A 15,646-nucleotide genomic window follows, 5' to 3' on the forward strand; every position below is an offset into this window, starting at 1 on the left:
GTTCGACCGTTCCGGGGCAACGGTTCCTGACCTGGGCCGCCCCGTTTTTCCGGGAGTGTGGGCGCCAGAGCGAGGGGGTAGCTCCGGCACCGTCCGGCCTCGATGCGAGAGGCCCGGACCCGTGGACCCAGCACCGGCCGGAGCCGTCGAGCAGGCCGGTGCGACACGGGATCACGCCCACCACCGTCGAGAGGGAAGCGCACGATGGCTGAGGAGCCGAGGACCACGACGCCGAACCCGGCGAGGACCACGCGCCCGCAACCGGCGGCCACCAGGCCGACGAGCACCAGGCCGACGAGCACCAGGCCGACGACCACCAGGCCGACGACCACGGAGCCGGCGGACGCCACACCGAGCGAACCCGCGGTGACGCCGGTCGGTGTCCCCGTCGCCGAGGCCGACCGCGGCCGCACGGGCGCGAGCCACCGCACCCGCGAGCAGAACGACCGCCTGCCGAAGGGCTCGACCGGCCCCGCCGGCCCCATCGGTGAGCGGGGGGACAAGGGCCCCGAAGGCCCGGCCGGTCCGCCCGGCGAACCGGGCGACCGTGGCCCGAAGGGCCCGGCCGGACCCGTCGGCCCCGAGGGCGAGCGCGGCGACACGGGCCCCCGAGGTCCGGTCGGCCCGCGCGGCGAGCAGGGCCCGGAGGGCCTGACCGGTCCGCAGGGCGAGCAGGGCCTCCCCGGCTCCACCGGCCTGCCCGGTGAGCAGGGCGAGCGCGGTCCGCGCGGGCCGCAGGGCGAGCAGGGTCCGGCCGGCCCCGTCGGCCTGCCCGGCGAGACGGGAGAGCAGGGGCCCCGAGGGGAGCAGGGCCTGCCCGGCGCCCAGGGCCCGCGCGGGGTGATCGGAGAGGCCGGCGAGCAGGGACCACGCGGACTGCAGGGGCCCCAGGGCGAGCGCGGCGAGAAGGGCGCACCGGGGGTCCGCGGGCCCCAGGGCCCGCAGGGCGAGCAGGGCCCGCCCGGGCCGGTCGGGTTGCCCGGCGTCCAGGGCCCGCAAGGCCCCTCCGGACCGGCCTGGCTGTACCAGCCCAGCCCGGCCGAGCTCGCGACCAAGGTCAAGCGGGCCGCGCTGGACATCCGGCCGCGAACCGTGCTCGACCCCCGCGAGGGCGTCCGCTACCTGGCCACGTTGACCTCCCGGATCGTGAAGCTGCAGGGAGGCCTGATCCTGCGCGCGATCGTCGACACCGACGCCGCCGCGAACCACGCCTCGACGACCGGGCCGAGCAACGTGCACACCCTGGCGCGGTGACCCGCTGCGGCGCCGGCGGCCCCGTCAGCTCCGGCGGGCGGGGCCGCCCCGCCCTGCCCGCCGCCTCCGGCTCGGGGTCGGGTCTGCCCGCGACGGGACCGGGTCCGGGTCCCCTACCGGGAGTCCCCGGAAGGGCCGAGACCGAGGTGCTCGCGCAGGGTGGTGCCGGTGTAGCGCTCCCGGTAGACGCCACGGTCCTGCAGCTCGGGCACCAGTCGGTCGACGATGTCGTCGAGCCCGTCGGGCGTGAGGTACGGCGAGACGTTGAAGCCGTCGACCGCACCGCTCCGGACGAAGTGCGCGAACTTCTCGGCGAGCCCGCCCGGCGTGCCGACGTGCCCGCGCTGGGGCCCCAGCGCGATCACCGTCTCCCGCAGGGTGAGCCCACGCGCCTCGGCGGTCTCGCGCCAGGTCCGCACGATCTCCCGCGGGTCCTTCCACCGCCGGCTGCCCATCTCCCCGGTCGGTGCGGTGACGACCGGGTCCTCCGCGGGGAGCGGGCCGTCGGCGTCCCGGTCGGCCAGGTCGATCCCCCACACCTGCCCGGCGATCGCCAGCGCGGTCGCGGGCGTGACCTGGTGCAGCCGGATCCAGCGCGCCTTCTCGGCCGCCTCCTTCTCGGTGTCGCCGAGGATGATCTCCGTGCCGGGCAGGATGCGGAGCGCGTCCTCGGGACGCCCCGCCGTGCGGAGCCGGGCGCGGAGGTCACCCGCGAAGGCGAGTGCATCGGCGAAGTCACTGCCGTGCGCGGAGAAGACGACGTCGGCGTTGCGGGCGGCGAAGTCCCGGCCCTCGGCCGAGTCGCCCGCCTGGAAGATCACGGGGTGTCCCTGCGGACTGCGGGGCAGGGTCGGGGTGATCTCGACGTCGAACTGGCTCGTCCGGGCCCCGACGGTCGCGATGCCCTTGGGGTCGGCCCAGTCCTCGGCGTCGGGGCCGGTCGCGAGCGCGTCGGCGTCCCAGGAGTCCCAGATCTGCCGGGCCACGGTGAGGAACTGTTCGGCGCGGACGTACCGGTCGGCGTGGTCGAGATAGCCGCCGCGCCGGAAGTTCTCCCCGGTCCAGGCGTTGTCGGTGGTCACCACGTTCCAGCCGGCCCGGCCCTTCGACAGCACGTCCAGGCCGGAGAGCCGCCGGGCGAGGTCGGCCGGCTCGTTGTAGGTGGTGTTCTGGGTGGCGACCAGCCCGATCCGCTCGGTCACGCCGGCCAGCGCGGCCAGCTGCGTGATCGCGTCCGGACGGCCCGCGACGTCGAGGTCGTGGATCTTCCCGCCCGACTCCCGCAGCCGCAGCCCCTCGCCGAGGAAGAAGGCGTCGAACAGGCCGCGTTCCGCCGTGGTGATCATGCGGCGGAACGACGAGAAGTCGATCTGCGAGCCGCTCTCCGGCAACGACCAGATCGTCCAGTGGTTGACGCCCTGGAAGAACACCCCCAGGTGCAGCCGGGCGTCGGGACGCGGGTAGTCGGTGCTGCTCATGCGGTCCCCTCCACGGAGGTCAGGTGCCGGCCGAACCGGGAGGCGGGGCGGGGCAGCCCGAGGGTGCTGCGCAGGGAGGCGCCCGGTCGCGGGCGAGCGGCGGTACCGGACCGGAACAGGGCCGGGAGCACCCGGGCGGACAGCTCCGGCAGGTCCTCCTCGAGGACGGCGGGGCGCAGCCGCACCCCGTCGACGACGCCGGCGAGCTCCTCCAGCAGCGCGACCAGCCCGCCGGGCGGACCCGTGTAGCGCAGCCGCGGACCGGCCGGCCACGGTGCGCGCCGGTCGAGGTCGGCCAGCCGCGCCGCAGCGGTGTGGGCCGGGGTGTCGAGGGCGATCTCCAGCTCGGCGAACCGCAACCCCGTGCCCCGACCGGCGAGGGCGGCGACGGACCGGCCCTGCACGAGCTCGACGTCGGCCACGTCCTCGGGCAGCAGGCCCGCCGGTGCGAGCACCACCAGCTGCCCCTGCGGCGGCCGGGGCACGATCGCCGGGCCCTTCACCGAATACGTCTCGCCGACGAAGTCGATGTAGTGCAGCTTGTCCCGGTCCAGGTAGCGCCCGGTGCCGACGTCGCGGACCGCGGCGTCGTCCTCCCAGGAGTCCCACAGGTCGCGGGCCACCCGGACGGCGTCGAGGGCCTCGCGGCGCAGCGCCGCCGTGCCCTCGACGACCGGGCGCCCCAGGGCGCGGGCGGCCGCCGGGTCGTCCGTCGCGGCGACCAGCCACGCGGCCCGGCCGGCCGCGGCGAAGTCGAGCGACGCGAGCTGCGACGAGACGTGGAACGGCTCGGAGTAGGTCGTGGACACGACGGGCGCGAGGCCCAGCACGGTGGTGTGCACCGCCGCGAAGGCGGCCCGCTCCACCGCGCCGATCCGCCCGACCGGCCCGACCCCGCCGGGCGGCAGCAGCGAGTCGTCGAAGGTGACGAGGGTGAGGCCGGCGTTCTCGGCGACCTGGGCGAGCGCGCGAACGCGCTCGGGGGTGAGCAGGGCGGCGGGGGCGTGCGACGCCCGCCGCCACGCGGCAGGATGGGCGCCCTCGCCGTCGAGCTCGACGGCGAGGTGCAGAGGGCGGCTCATGGGGTGCTCCTCGCGGATCAGGACGCGGCCTTGCGCGGCAGGCCGGGCGGGTTGACGGCGGAGGTCTGCAGCGCCTCGTTCGTCAGGTTCCAGCGGCCGAGGACCTCGGCGTACTTCCCGTTCGCGATCACCGAGTTCAGCGCCTCGTTCAGCGCCGTGACCAGCCCGTCGTCCTTCTTGGTCATCGCCGCGATGTCGGCCTGCACGCCGCCGCCCCCGCCGTTGACCGAGCCGACGATCTTCGTCTTGCCGCCGGTGGCGACGTGGTAGGCGACGCCGGGGTTCGGCCCGAAGTAGGCGTCGAGGCGGCCGGAGTCGAGGGCGAGGTAGTAGTCGCCGACGTTCTGGTAGTACTGGATCGTCGCCGGCGCGAGCCCCGCCTTCTCGTTCTGCGCGTTCCAGTCGACCAGGATCTGCTCCTGGTTCGTGCCCGAACCCACGCCGATGGTCAGCCCGGAGATGTCGGCCGGCTTCTCGATGCGCTGTACCTTGCCGGTGTTCGCCGCCTCGAACGACACGGTGTCCACCCGGTAGGTGGCGAAGTCGTACTTGTCCTTGCGCTCCTCGGTCACCGTGATGTTCGAGAAGCCGGCGTCGTACTGCCCGGACTCGACGGCGAGGAAGAGGTTCTCCCAGGAGGTCGGCTGCAGGTCCAGCCGCAGCCCGAGGGTGTCGGCGACGAGCTGGGCCAGGTCGGGCTCGACGCCGATGACGGTGCGGTCGTCGTCGGCCCGGAACGACAGCGGCGGGTTCCCGCTGCCGGTGGTGCCCACGACGAGTGTGCCGCGGTCACGGATCGCCTGCGGGACCTTCGCCGCGATGGCGTCGACCTTGTCCGCCCGCACCCGGTTCTGCTCGGGGCTGGTGTTGACGGCGGCGCCGGTGGCCGACGGCGGTGCCGCGGCCTGGTCGGGGTCCGGCCCGGAGCAGGCCACGGCCGCCAGCACCGGGACGAGGAGGGCGACGGCGGTGAGCCGCAGGTGGCGCAGCGGCCGGGGGATGCGGGACATGGGTTTCCTTCGGTCGGGTGGGAGCGCGCCGGGGTCAGCGCAGGACGGCGCCGAGGAAGGCGCGGGTGCGGGGTTCGCGGGGGTCGTCGAGGACCTGGGCGGGCGGTCCCTGCTCGACGACACGGCCCTCGTCGAGGAACACCACGGTGTCGGCCGCCTCCCGGGCGAAGCCGATCTCGTGGGTGACCACGACCATGGTGGTGCCGCTGCGGGCGAGGTCGCGCATGACGTCGAGGACCTCGCCGACGAGCTCGGGATCGAGCGCCGAGGTGGGCTCGTCGAACAGCAGGAGCTTGGGGCGCAGGGCCAGCGCGCGGGCGATCGCGACCCGCTGCTGCTGGCCGCCGGAGAGCCGGCGCGGGTACTCGTCCACCTTGTCCGCGAGGCCGACGCGGTCCAGCAGCTCGCGCGCCTCGGCGAGGACGGTGACGCGGTCCCGGCCCTGCGCGGAGATCGGCGCCTCGGCGACGTTGTCGAGCACCGTGAGGTGCGGGAACAGGTTGAAGTTCTGGAAGACGAAGCCGATGCGGCTGCGCCGGCGCAGGATCTGCCGCTCGGGAAGCTCGTGCAGCTTCCGGCCGGAGCGCCGGTAGCCGATCAGCTCGCCGTCGACCCGGACGAGGCCGCGGTCGACCTTCTCCAGGTGGTTGATGGTGCGCAGCAGCGTGGACTTGCCGGAGCCGGACGGCCCGAGCACCACCGTGACCTCGCCGGTCCGGACCGTGAGGTCGACGCCGCGCAGCACCTCGATCCCGCCGAAGCTCTTGTGCACGCCGCGCAGGTCGACCATCGGCGCCGCGCTCACGCCGCCACCTCCCGGCGGAACCTGGTGAACGTGGCCCGCAGCCGCTGCAGGGGCGTGGGCGGCAGGACGCGCAGCGCGCCCTTGGCGTAGTGCCGCTCCACGTAGAACTGCCCGATCGACAGGACGGTGGTCAGCACCAGGTACCAGACCGCGGCGACCAGCAGCATCGGGATCACCCGGCCGGTCCGCGTGTAGATCACCTGCACCTGGTAGAAGAGCTCGGACAGCGCCATGATGTAGACCACCGACGTGCCCTTCACCAGGCCGATCAGCTCGTTCGCCGCCGTCGGGACGATCGTGCGCATCGCCTGCGGGAGCTGGATGCGGCGGAAGCGGCGCCACCGGGGGATGCCGAGTGCGGCGGCGGCCTCGAGCCGGCCCTGGTCGATCCCGAGGAAGCCGGAGCGCACGACCTCGGCGGCGTAGGCGGCCTGGTGCAGGGCGAGCCCCAGCACCGCGGCCGTGACCGGTCCGACCAGGTCCATCGTGCCGATCTCGAACAGCGCCGGCCCGAAGGGGACGCCGAACGAGATCGACTTGTACAGCAGCGCGAGGTTGTACCAGAACAGCAGCTGCAGGATCAGCGGCACGGACCGGAAGATCCAGATGTAGGTCCAGCTGACCGACCGCAGCAGGGGGTTGGGCGACAGCCGCATGATCGCCAGGACCGTGCCGAGTACGAACCCCACGACGATCCCCAGCACCGTGAGCTGCAGGGTCAGCAGCACCGCCCGGATGATCGACGGCGCGAAGAGGTACTGCCCGACGGTCGCCCAGTCCCACGCCGCGTTGGTCACCAGGGCGTGCAGCGCCATGGCGACCAGCACCGCGACGGCCGCGGTCGCCACCCATCGCCACGGGTGGCGGGCCCGGACGATCGTGAGGTCGGCGCCGTCGTCCGGGCCCTCCTCGCGGACGGGCGGGGCGTGGGCGGTGGCGAGCTCACTCATGGCGGTCTCCGGTCAGGTGCTTCTCGAACGGGTGGGGACCGATCTCCTCGGGATCACGGGAGCGGTCGTAGAGCGGGGTGTAGCCGGTGGCCAGGTACAGCTGCTGCGCCTCGGGCTGGCGGGGCCCGGTCGTCAGGTGGATCCGGCGGTAGCCGCGCTCGAGGATCTCGGCCTCGAGCTCGGTCAGCACCCGCCGGGCGAGGCCGCGCCGGCGGTGCGCCGAGTCCGTCCAGATCCGCTTGAGCTCGGCGGTGTCGGCGTCCCACCGGCGGAAGGCACCACCCGCGACGGGGACGCCTTCCTCGAGCAGCAGGATCAGCCCGCCGTGCGGCGGCGCGAACCGGGCCCGCTCGCGGCGTGTCTCCTCGGCGAGGTCACCGAGGGTGTGCCGGTAGCGCGTCCGGTACTCGTGGTCGAGCTCGACGAGCATCGGCAGGACGAGCGGATCGGTGTAGTCGACCCGTCGGATCTCGAGCGGAACCGTCACCGCGCCGCTCCGGCGTGGGTGTGCTGGTGCGGACAGGTGGACATGAGGGACCCCCGGAGCGGTACGCAGAGCGCGCATCGGAGCACTGTGGACGGACGGTCCGCGTTCGTGCGGCCGTGACGAAGGGCCGGCCTGCGAAAGCCGATCAGCGGCAGCCGGCCGGCGACGGGACGCAGCGGCGCCGATCAGGAGCAGAGACGATCAGCAGCAGGGCCGGCCCGCAGCAGGGACTGTCAGCGACAGAGCGCGGTGTGCGTCCGGCAGAGATCGACGTGCCGGCGGCGCGTCCACCAGCAGCGCAGCTGCCGGCGCGCGGGCACCCGGAGCACTCGGCTCGACATACCGCTCCCATCGGTCCCGGCGGTAGCACCCTGCGCCGTGGGCGCGGGTTGCTGCGGCGTCGTCGAGCCGGGTCTCTCGGCCGCTCTGGATGGACTTCTCGCACTCAACCCGTCACCCGATCCGGTTGTCAAGAGCATGAACGTGCAAGTGTCGCCCTCGCCACACCCGTTCTGACCTGCGAAAAGTCCGGACATCCGTGCGGGACACCGCCCGGGCTCAGGAGGCGAGGCGGGTCCGCGCCCGCGCCGCCCACTCCTGCGCCAGCAGTGCCTGGGAGGCGACCCGGTCCTCGTGCCGGTGGGTGATCGTGGTGACCAGCAGCTCGTCGGCGCCGGTGACCCGCTGCAGGGCCTCGAGGCGCTCGGCGACCGTGGCGGGTGCGCCGACGAACCGGGTCCGTACGCGATCCGCCACGAGCGCCCGGTCCTCGTCGGACAGCGGGTACGCGGCCGCCGCGACCGGGTCGGGGAACGGGATGGCTCCGGCGCCGGTGCGGATGCTGTGCACCCACGGTTCGTAGCCCGTGGCCAGCTCTCGCGCGGTGGCGTCGTCCTCGGCGACGACGACGTCGACCGACACCATGACGTGGGGAGCGCGCAGGTGCGGCGACGGCCGGAAGGCCTCGCGGTACGCGTCGACCGCCTCGAGCACCGTGCCCGGGCTGACGTGGTAGTTCGCGGCGAACGCCAGCCCGCGCTCCCCCGCCACCACGGCGCTGTCCCCGCCGCTGCTGCCCAGCACCCAGGGCTCGACGCCGGCCCCCTCGCCCGGCACCGCATGCACCTCGACGCCCTGCGACGAGCGGTAGCGGCCCGCGAGCAGGTCGAGGACGTCGTCGACGATCCGGTCGTAGGCCGGTGTCGTCGCGCCCGGTTGGCGCAGCAGCTCCAGCTGCGCCCGGAACCGCGGCGACCGCAGCAGCCCGCCGATCGAGAACCGCCGCGGGATCAGCACGCCGTCGACGACCCGCTCCTCGGCCGGGCCGGGCGGCTCGTCCCGGGTGCGCGGGCCGCCCGAACGGCCCAGGCCGAGATCGATCCGGCCCGGGTACAGGGCGTCGAGGATGCCGAACTCCTCGACGACCGACAGTGCGGTCCGGTGGCCGGTCTGCACGGCGCCGGACCCCACGCGGATCGAGCTGGTGGCCTGCGCGACCGCCTGGATCAGCAGCGGTGGCGAGGCGCCCGCGACCCCGGGGTTGAGGTGGTGCTCGGCCAACCAGTAGCGCCGGTAGCCCTGCCGCTCGGCGTGCCGGGCCAGGTCGACGGTGTTGTGCAGCGCCTCGGCCACGCTCGACCCGGCCACGATCGGGGCAAGGTCCAGGACGGACAGCGGCACGTGGGAGGTCCCGGGGAATCCGCTCGACATCGCTCCTCCATCGCTCCCGGCATGAGCACCCGCACCCGTCGACGGGGGGTTGCTGCGGCGTCGTCGAGCCAGGTCTCTCGGCCGCTCTGGATGGTCGTGACCCCGCGGGGCCGGTTCCACCTTAGGGATCACCACGGCCCGTCCGTCAATACTCTCGGTGACTTCTGTGATGCCCGCCGCCGAATCCCCGTCGTCCTGTCCGGACATCATCGGCGAGGCTTCCACCAGCCGAAACACGGCACGGACCCGGCGCCGCTCCTGACCGGACAACCCCGCGACGGCACCGGTGGGACTCCCCATCGCCCACCGATCGTGGTTACGGTGGGGCTCCGTCCCGGATGCGAGGACGAGTGCCGCCACGACCGCGGCCCGACACCTCTCCGGCCGTCGCCCTCAGGAGCTTCCGCATGCGCTTCCAGGTTCTCGACATCGTCCCGCACGCCCCGCACCCGGTGACCGGGGAGATCATCTCGGTGCACGAACGGTTGCAGCGGGTGGTGGAGAACGCCGTGCTCACGGAACGGCTCGGCTTCGACTCCTACGCCGTCGGCGAGCGGCACGCCGGCGAGTTCGTCTCCTCCGCCCCGACCGTCCTGCTCGGCGCGCTGGCCCAGGCCACCGAGCGGATCCTGCTCAGCACCGGGGTGACCGTGCTGTCGCTGCTCGACCCCGTCCGGGTGGCCGAGGACTACGCGACGGTCGACCAGCTCTCCGGCGGACGGCTGGAGATCGTGATCGGGAAGGGCAACGAGGACAAGCACTTCCCGCTCTTCGGCCTCGACCTGGCGAAGCAGTACGAGTACCTCACCGAGAACCACGAGCTGCTGCGCCGGCTCCTGCGCGAGGAACACGTGTCCTGGACCGGCGTGCACCACCACGACCTCGACGACGTGACGACCTACCCGCGTCCCTTCGACGGACCCTTCCGGATCTGGCACGGGTCGGCCACCTCCACCGTCGCCGTCGACCTCGCCGCGCGATGGGGCGACCCGATCTTCAGCGCCAACGCCCTGCAACCGCGGGAGAACTACCTGGTCCTCATCGACCGCTATCGCGAGCAGCTCGAGGCGCACGGGCACGACCCGGCCCTCGGCTACGTCGGATCGGGATCGGGCGGGTTGTTCCTGGCCGACACCGACGAGCAGGCGGTCGCGGAGTATCGACCGATCTACGAGGCGCAGGCGGCCAAGCTGGCCGCGGCGCACGCCGGCGACCCGCGCAGGGGCAAGACCATGTCCTTCACCACGATCGAGGAGGCCGTCGCGCACGGCCCCGCTCTGGTCGGCACCCCGGAACGGGTCGCCGCGAAGATCCTCGACTACCACAAGTCCTACCGGCACGACGTCCAGTCCGTCTCGATCAACCCCGTGCTGCCCTACCCGCAGCAGCAGGAGGTGCTGACGCGCTTCGCCGAGGAGGTCGTGCCGCTGGTCCGCCGCGAGGTGTCCACGACGCTGTGGGGACCGGAGGACCCGGGTCGCGCCCGGGGCCTGACCTAGCTGCCCGACGGGACCTCGCCGTCGACCGTCCGTACCTGCCGCGGCGGCTGCGGGGTCCGGCGGAGGGCGGAGCGCGCCACGGCCAGCTCGTGGGCGACCTCGGCCGTGATCAGCTCGGCGTGCAGGCCGCCGGAGCCCGTGTTGAGCAGGGCGCGGTGCCGCTGCACCAGCGCCTCGAGCCCCTCGAGCAGCCGGGCGCCGACATCGACCCGGCGCTGTTCGGGAGCCGTTCGCGCTGCGGTCGAGGTGTCGACGCTCGCGACGGCGGTGCGCGAGGCGGAGTGGGGGGTGAGGAAAGGCATGACGGTGCTCCGTGGGACGGCGGAGTGGGCGCGCGGGGGCCCGGGTGGACACGGCGTGCAACGACCCGACGGCGGCCACGACCCGTCGGCGGGTGCGGCGTCAGCGGTGCGGGGTCGTCACCGGCTCAGCGACAGAGCGCGGCCTCGGTCCGGCAGAAGTCCACGTGGCGACGGCGGGACCACACCGGCGCCCCCAGGGGCAGGCCCGACGGCCCCTCGATCCGACGTCCGGTGCGCACGATGCTTCCCCTCACGGCCCCGCGGTCGCACCCGACCGTCGTCGGACACCACGGAGGACCTTCGATCAAGCAAACCGAGCGCCCCCACCCGCTGTCAAGGCGTTGCGCGATCGGCGACGGGCCTCGGTCGCCGGCAGGCAAGGGCCACGCTGTCGTAGAGGTCGAAGGAGGACCCGACCAGCCCCAGGACGCGGCCGAGGACCGGGTTGTGCGACACCACGACCCGTACCTCGGTGCCGCGCCGGCGCAGGACCGCCTGTGCCTCGTCCAGCCGCCTGACCGCCCGCGCCGCGACGAACCCCACCATGCTGAGGTCCACCACGACCCGCTCGGCGTCCTGGGCCTCCACCCATGCGGCGACCTCGGCCGAGTTGGTCAGGTCGAGCTCCCCGGACACCATCAGCAGCGTCAGGCCCGGAGCGGGGCACACCGCGCGCACGGCGGCCTGGCCGTAGCGCGAGAGCTCCCCCTCCGGCGCGCGCGACGCGCACCCGGTGGTGGGGCGTTCGGGAGCGAGATCGTCCACGTCACGGTCCTCTGGGTCGTCGACGGCTCCCCGCGAGGGTCGCGGGGCTGCACACGGCCGACTGCGTGACCGAGAACGACGGGGACAGGAGACCGCCCGGGACGTCGCAGCCGCCACTGCACCAGGGCCGGGGGCGTGAGCGCAAACCTCGAGGACCGGGTGCGGCCGACGGCACCGCCGAGCTGGTCCGTCCGGAGCCGTGCCGCACGGCCGTACGGCGACCCGGTTCCCCTCCGCCCGCTCGCCGGGTGTCCCGGCGACGGGACACGCGTCGCCGGGTCGTCAGGATCGCGTCAAGATCGGGCGGCGGGGCGTCAAGGTCCTGTTCGGTTCCCGCACGCGCACTCCCGGGACGCCCAGACTCGCCATCGGTCTCGCCGGAGGGTCCGGCGGGTCGAGCGTGAGGAGTGTCCGGTGGCCGATGTGCTCTATGCACTGCTGCTGGTCGGCGGGTTCGCCGTGCTGGTGCTGTGCCTGCACGGTCTGGAGCGCCTGTGAGTGCGATCGGCGACGTCGTGACGAACGTGGTGGGCGGCGTCGTGGCGCTCGCGTTGCTCGTCCACCTCGTGGTGGCCCTGCTGCGGCCGGAGAGGTTCTGACGTGGACGACACCCTCGCCGGCCTGCTGCAGGTCGTCCTGCTGCTGGTCCTGCTCGCGGTCTGCCACGCGCCGCTGGGCGACTACATGGCCAGGGTCTTCACCAGCGAGAAGGACTGGCGCGTCGAGGCCGCGCTCTACCGGCTCGTGCGGGTCGACGCCTCGAGCGGTCAGCGGTGGCCCACCTACGCCGCCGGCGTGCTGGGCTTCTCGTTCGTCTCGATCGTGCTGCTCTACCTGCTGCAGCGGCTCCAGCCGCTGCTGCCGATGTCGTTCGGTCGCGGCGCGGTCGGGCCGGCGACGGCGTTCAACACCGCGATCTCGTTCGTGACCAACACGAACTGGCAGTCCTACGTCCCCGAGCAGGTCCTCGGGAACACCGTGCAGATGGCGGGTCTGACGGTCCAGAACATCCTCTCCGCCGCCGTCGGCCTCGCGGTGGCCGCGGCACTGATCCGCGGCTTCGTCCGCTCCGGCACCGACCGGATCGGCAACTTCTGGGTCGACCTGACCCGGGCCACGTTCCGGATCATGCTCCCGATGGCGTTCGTCGCGTCGGTCCTGCTGCTGATCACCGGTGTGACGATGTCGCTGCGCGCGGGCGTGGACGTGACCGGGGTCGACGGCGCTACGCACACCCTGCCCCTGGCGCCCACGGCCTCCCAGGAGGCCGTGAAGATGCTCGGCACCAACGGGGGCGGCATCTTCAACGCCAACTCGGCCCACCCGTTCGAGAACCCGAACGCCCTGTCGAACCTGCTCGAGATCTTCCTCATGCTGGTGGTCCCCGTGGCCATGACCCGCACCTTCGGCACGATGGTCGGCAACCGCCGGCAGGGCACCGTCCTGCTGTCGGTCATGGGGATGCTGTGGGGTGCCCTGCTCGCGGTGGCATGGTTCGCCGAGACCCACCCGAACGGCCCGGCCACCCTCGCCGCGGGCGGCGCGCTCGAGGGCAAGGAGGTCCGCTTCGGCATCCCCACGTCGATCCTCTTCGGGGTGTCGACCACCGGGACCTCGACGGGTGCGGTGAACTCGCTGCACGACAGCTACACCGGCGGCGCGGGCGGGGTGACCCTGCTGAACATGCTGCTCGGCGAGGTCGCGCCGGGCGGTGTCGGGGCCGGGCTCGTCGGCATCCTGGTGGTCGCGCTCGTCGCGATGTTCCTCGCGGGCCTGATGGTCGGGCGCACCCCCGAGTACCTGGGCAAGAAGCTGGGGCAGCGGGAGGTCACCGTGGCCGCGGTCTACATCCTGGTGATGCCCGCCGTCGTGCTGCTGGGCGCGGCGCTGGCGATCGCCCTGCCGGGCACGCCCGGCGCCCTGGGCAACACCGGCGCGCACGGCTTCTCCGAGGTCCTCTACGCCTTCGCCAGCGCCGCCAACAACAACGGGTCCGCGTTCGCAGGCCTCACGGTGACCAGCGACTTCTTCCAGTCCGCGCTGGGGCTGGCGATGCTGTTCGGCCGCTTCGTGCTGATCCTGGCGGTGCTCGCACTGGCGGGCTCGCTGGCCGAGCAGAAACGCGTGGAGGCAGGAGCCGGGACGCTCGCCACGGACAAGCCGCTGTTCGGCGTCCTCGTCGGCGGGACCCTGATCCTCGTCGCCGCCCTCACCTTCTTCCCGGCGCTCGCGCTGGGTCCGCTCGCGGAGGCCGTCGCGTGACCACCCCCACCCTGGAACGCGACCCGGAACGGACCGTCACCGCCGGCGGACCGGTCGGGGCCGGCGCCTTCCGTCCGGCTCAGCTGTGGGCGTCGCTGCCCGACGCGCTGCGCAAGCTCGACCCGCGCACCCAGCTGCGCAACCCGGTCATGTTCGTCGTCTGGACCGGGTCCGTGCTCGTCACCCTGGACGCGCTCTGGCGACCGACGCTGTTCGGCTGGCTCATCGCCGTCTGGCTGTGGTTCACGGTGGTGTTCGCCAACCTCGCCGAGGCCGTTGCCGAGGGCCGCGGCAAGGCCCAGGCGGAGACCCTGCGGAGGACCAGGCGGGACACCGTCGCGCGGCTCCTCGACGGCACCACCACGGGCGCCACGGAGCTGCGCGTCGGCGACCGGGTCGTCGTCGAGGCCGGGGAGACGATCCCCGGCGACGGCGACGTCGTCGAGGGCATCGCCACCGTCGACGAGTCCGCGATCACCGGTGAGTCCGCGCCCGTCGTGCGCGAGGCCGGCGGCGACCGGTCCAGCGTCACCGGCGGGACGACGGTGCTGTCCGACCGGATCGTCGTGGAGATCACGACGAAGCCGGGCGAGTCCTTCGTCGACCGGATGATCGCGCTGGTCGAGGGCGCCTCGCGGCAGAAGACGCCCAACGAGATCGCCCTGACCATCCTGCTGGCCGCGCTGACGATCATCTTCCTGCTCGCCGTCGTCGCGCTGCAGCCGATGAGCGCCTACGCCGGCGCCCCGCAGTCCGTGGTCGTGCTGGTCGCGCTGCTGGTCTGCCTGATCCCGACGACGATCGGCGCGTTGCTCTCCGCCATCGGTATCGCCGGCATGGACCGGCTCGTGCAGCGCAACGTCCTGGCGAAGTCCGGCCGCGCGGTCGAGGCCGCGGGCGACATCGACACCCTGCTGCTCGACAAGACGGGCACCATCACCTTCGGCAACCGGCAGGCCACCGAGCTGATCCCGACGGGCGGGGCGAGCACGCGGGAACTGGCCGAGGCGGCCCGGCTGTCCAGCCTCGCCGACCAGACCCCGGAGGGCCGCAGCGTCGTGGCCCTGTGCGCCCGGGAGTTCGGCCTGGCGCCGGAGGCCTCGGCCGACGAGGCCAGGGCGGAGTTCGTCCCCTTCACCGCGCAGACCAGGATGTCCGGCCTGGACGTCGACGGCCGCCGGATCCGCAAGGGCGCCGCGTCCGCGGTGCTCGCCGCGACCGGGGTGCGGAGCGGCGAGGTGGATCGACTGGTCGAGAGGATCTCCGACGAGGGCGGCACCCCGCTCGTCGTCGCCGACGGCGAGCGGGTCCTGGGTGTCATCCGGTTGTCCGACGTGGTCAAGCCGGGCATCGCGGCCCGGTTCGCCGAACTGCGGGTCATGGGCATCCGGACGGTCATGGTCACCGGGGACAACCCGCGCACCGCCCGGGCGGTCGCCGCGGAGGCGGGCGTCGACGACCACCTCGCCGAGGCCACGCCCGAGGACAAGATGGCCTACATCCGCGCGGAGCAGGAGGGCGGTCGGCTGGTCGCGATGACCGGCGACGGCACCAACGACGCGCCCGCGCTCGCGCAGGCCGACGTCGGCGTCGCGATGAACACCGGGACGGCCGCGGCGAAGGAGGCCGGCAACATGGTCGACCTCGACTCCGACCCGACGAAGCTGATCGAGATCGTGGAGATCGGTAAGCAGCTGCTGATCACGCGCGGGGCGCTGACCACCTTCTCGGTGGCCAACGACCTGGCGAAGTACTTCGCGATCCTGCCGGCGATGTTCGCCGCGCTGTACCCCTCGCTCGGGGCGCTCAACGTCATGGGCCTGCACTCGCCGCAGTCGGCGATCCTGTCCGCGGTGATCTTCAATGCGTTGATCATCATCGCGCTGATCCCGCTGGCGCTGCGCGGCGTGCGGTACCGGCCCTCGTCGGCCTCGGTCCTGCTGCGCCGCAACCTCCTGCTCTACGGCCTGGGCGGCGTGGTGCTGCCCTTCGTCGGCATCTTCCTCATCGACCTGCTGGTCCGACTCCTCCCGGGGATGTGA

Annotated in this window: 14 protein-coding genes and 2 riboswitches; of the genes, 5 read left to right on the top strand and 9 right to left on the bottom strand. The window is 73.4% G+C overall.

Features of this window, described 5'->3' with window-relative positions:
- Positions 1-366: 366 nt before the first annotated feature.
- Complete coding sequence (locus LWC35_RS10065) at positions 367-1,254, top strand: collagen-like domain-containing protein (protein WP_232869778.1); 888 nt, start codon at positions 367-369, stop codon at positions 1,252-1,254.
- Between the two features lie 113 nt (positions 1,255-1,367).
- Here the strand turns inward: LWC35_RS10065 and LWC35_RS10070 are convergent, their stop codons facing one another.
- The 7 genes from LWC35_RS10070 to LWC35_RS10100 form a co-directional block, all read right to left on the bottom strand.
- Positions 1,368-2,732: an NtaA/DmoA family FMN-dependent monooxygenase gene (locus LWC35_RS10070; RefSeq protein ID WP_232869779.1), complete on the bottom strand. Its 1,365-nt coding sequence runs from the start codon at positions 2,730-2,732 to the stop codon at positions 1,368-1,370.
- Positions 2,729-3,814 carry an LLM class flavin-dependent oxidoreductase gene (locus LWC35_RS10075; protein WP_232869780.1) on the bottom strand — a complete coding sequence of 362 codons (1,086 nt, stop codon included), beginning with the start codon at positions 3,812-3,814 and terminating at the stop codon, positions 2,729-2,731. Before LWC35_RS10075 ends, LWC35_RS10070 begins: the two co-directional genes overlap by 4 nt.
- A 17-nt stretch (positions 3,815-3,831) precedes the next feature.
- Positions 3,832-4,824 (bottom strand): ABC transporter substrate-binding protein, encoded by a 993-nt coding sequence (locus LWC35_RS10080; RefSeq protein WP_232869781.1) that lies wholly within the window; start codon positions 4,822-4,824, stop codon positions 3,832-3,834.
- Between the two features lie 34 nt (positions 4,825-4,858).
- Complete coding sequence (locus LWC35_RS10085) at positions 4,859-5,614, bottom strand: amino acid ABC transporter ATP-binding protein (protein ID WP_232869831.1); 756 nt, start codon at positions 5,612-5,614, stop codon at positions 4,859-4,861.
- 11 nt (positions 5,615-5,625) lie between these two features.
- A complete protein-coding gene (locus LWC35_RS10090; protein WP_232869782.1) occupies positions 5,626-6,579 on the bottom strand; it encodes an amino acid ABC transporter permease in 954 nt (317 codons plus the stop codon).
- Complete coding sequence (locus tag LWC35_RS10095) at positions 6,572-7,066, bottom strand: GNAT family N-acetyltransferase (protein ID WP_232869783.1); 495 nt, start codon at positions 7,064-7,066, stop codon at positions 6,572-6,574. The genes LWC35_RS10090 and LWC35_RS10095 overlap by 8 nt, the downstream gene beginning before the upstream one ends.
- Before the next feature lie 345 nt (positions 7,067-7,411).
- Positions 7,412-7,503: riboswitch (SAM riboswitch) on the bottom strand.
- Between the two features lie 121 nt (positions 7,504-7,624).
- Positions 7,625-8,776, bottom strand: coding sequence for an LLM class flavin-dependent oxidoreductase (locus LWC35_RS10100; protein ID WP_232869784.1), 1,152 nt, complete (start codon positions 8,774-8,776; stop codon positions 7,625-7,627).
- A 4-nt stretch (positions 8,777-8,780) separates the two neighbouring features.
- A riboswitch (SAM riboswitch) is annotated at positions 8,781-8,873 on the bottom strand.
- Positions 8,874-9,183: 310 nt separating this feature from the next.
- On the opposite strand from LWC35_RS10100, the gene LWC35_RS10105 reads away from it, so the two are divergent.
- Complete coding sequence (locus LWC35_RS10105; protein ID WP_232869785.1) at positions 9,184-10,275, top strand: LLM class flavin-dependent oxidoreductase; 1,092 nt, start codon at positions 9,184-9,186, stop codon at positions 10,273-10,275.
- Here the strand turns inward: LWC35_RS10105 and LWC35_RS10110 are convergent.
- Both LWC35_RS10110 and LWC35_RS10115 read right to left on the bottom strand, forming a co-directional pair.
- Positions 10,272-10,577, bottom strand: coding sequence for a hypothetical protein (locus tag LWC35_RS10110; protein WP_232869786.1), 306 nt, complete (start codon positions 10,575-10,577; stop codon positions 10,272-10,274). The genes LWC35_RS10105 and LWC35_RS10110 overlap by 4 nt on opposite strands.
- Positions 10,578-10,910: 333 nt before the next feature.
- Positions 10,911-11,342 carry an STAS domain-containing protein gene (locus LWC35_RS10115; RefSeq protein ID WP_232869787.1) on the bottom strand — a complete coding sequence of 144 codons (432 nt, stop codon included), beginning with the start codon at positions 11,340-11,342 and terminating at the stop codon, positions 10,911-10,913.
- A gap of 494 nt (positions 11,343-11,836) precedes the next feature.
- Here LWC35_RS10115 and kdpF point away from each other — a divergent pair, with 494 nt between their 5' ends.
- From kdpF to kdpB, 3 genes are read left to right on the top strand one after another with little or no spacing between them, the layout of a single operon-like run.
- Positions 11,837-11,941: a K(+)-transporting ATPase subunit F gene (gene kdpF, locus LWC35_RS10120; protein ID WP_232869788.1), complete on the top strand. Its 105-nt coding sequence runs from the start codon at positions 11,837-11,839 to the stop codon at positions 11,939-11,941.
- 1 nt (position 11,942) lies between these two features.
- A complete protein-coding gene (gene kdpA, locus LWC35_RS10125; RefSeq protein WP_232869789.1) occupies positions 11,943-13,604 on the top strand; it encodes a potassium-transporting ATPase subunit KdpA in 1,662 nt (553 codons plus the stop codon).
- Positions 13,601-15,646, top strand: coding sequence for a potassium-transporting ATPase subunit KdpB (gene kdpB / locus LWC35_RS10130; RefSeq protein ID WP_308194507.1), 2,046 nt, complete (start codon positions 13,601-13,603; stop codon positions 15,644-15,646). Before kdpA ends, kdpB begins: the two co-directional genes overlap by 4 nt.

Source organism: Pseudonocardia kujensis, assembly GCF_021283305.1.
Classification (GTDB): Bacteria; Actinomycetota; Actinomycetes; order Mycobacteriales; family Pseudonocardiaceae; genus Pseudonocardia; species Pseudonocardia kujensis.

Bases quoted from the DNA above. Each gene is read 5' to 3' on its own strand.
- LWC35_RS10070 (WP_232869779.1), bottom strand. From the start codon at position 2,732: ATGAGCAGCACCGACTACCCGCGTCCCGACGCCCGGCTGCACCTGGGG.
- LWC35_RS10075 (WP_232869780.1), bottom strand. From the start codon at position 3,814: ATGAGCCGCCCTCTGCACCTCGCCGTCGAGCTCGACGGCGAGGGCGCC.
- LWC35_RS10080 (WP_232869781.1), bottom strand. From the start codon at position 4,824: ATGTCCCGCATCCCCCGGCCGCTGCGCCACCTGCGGCTCACCGCCGTC.
- LWC35_RS10085 (WP_232869831.1), bottom strand. From the start codon at position 5,614: ATGGTCGACCTGCGCGGCGTGCACAAGAGCTTCGGCGGGATCGAGGTG.
- LWC35_RS10090 (WP_232869782.1), bottom strand. From the start codon at position 6,579: ATGAGTGAGCTCGCCACCGCCCACGCCCCGCCCGTCCGCGAGGAGGGC.
- LWC35_RS10100 (WP_232869784.1), bottom strand. From the start codon at position 8,776: ATGTCGAGCGGATTCCCCGGGACCTCCCACGTGCCGCTGTCCGTCCTG.
- LWC35_RS10105 (WP_232869785.1), top strand. From the start codon at position 9,184: ATGCGCTTCCAGGTTCTCGACATCGTCCCGCACGCCCCGCACCCGGTG.
- LWC35_RS10110 (WP_232869786.1), bottom strand. From the start codon at position 10,577: ATGCCTTTCCTCACCCCCCACTCCGCCTCGCGCACCGCCGTCGCGAGC.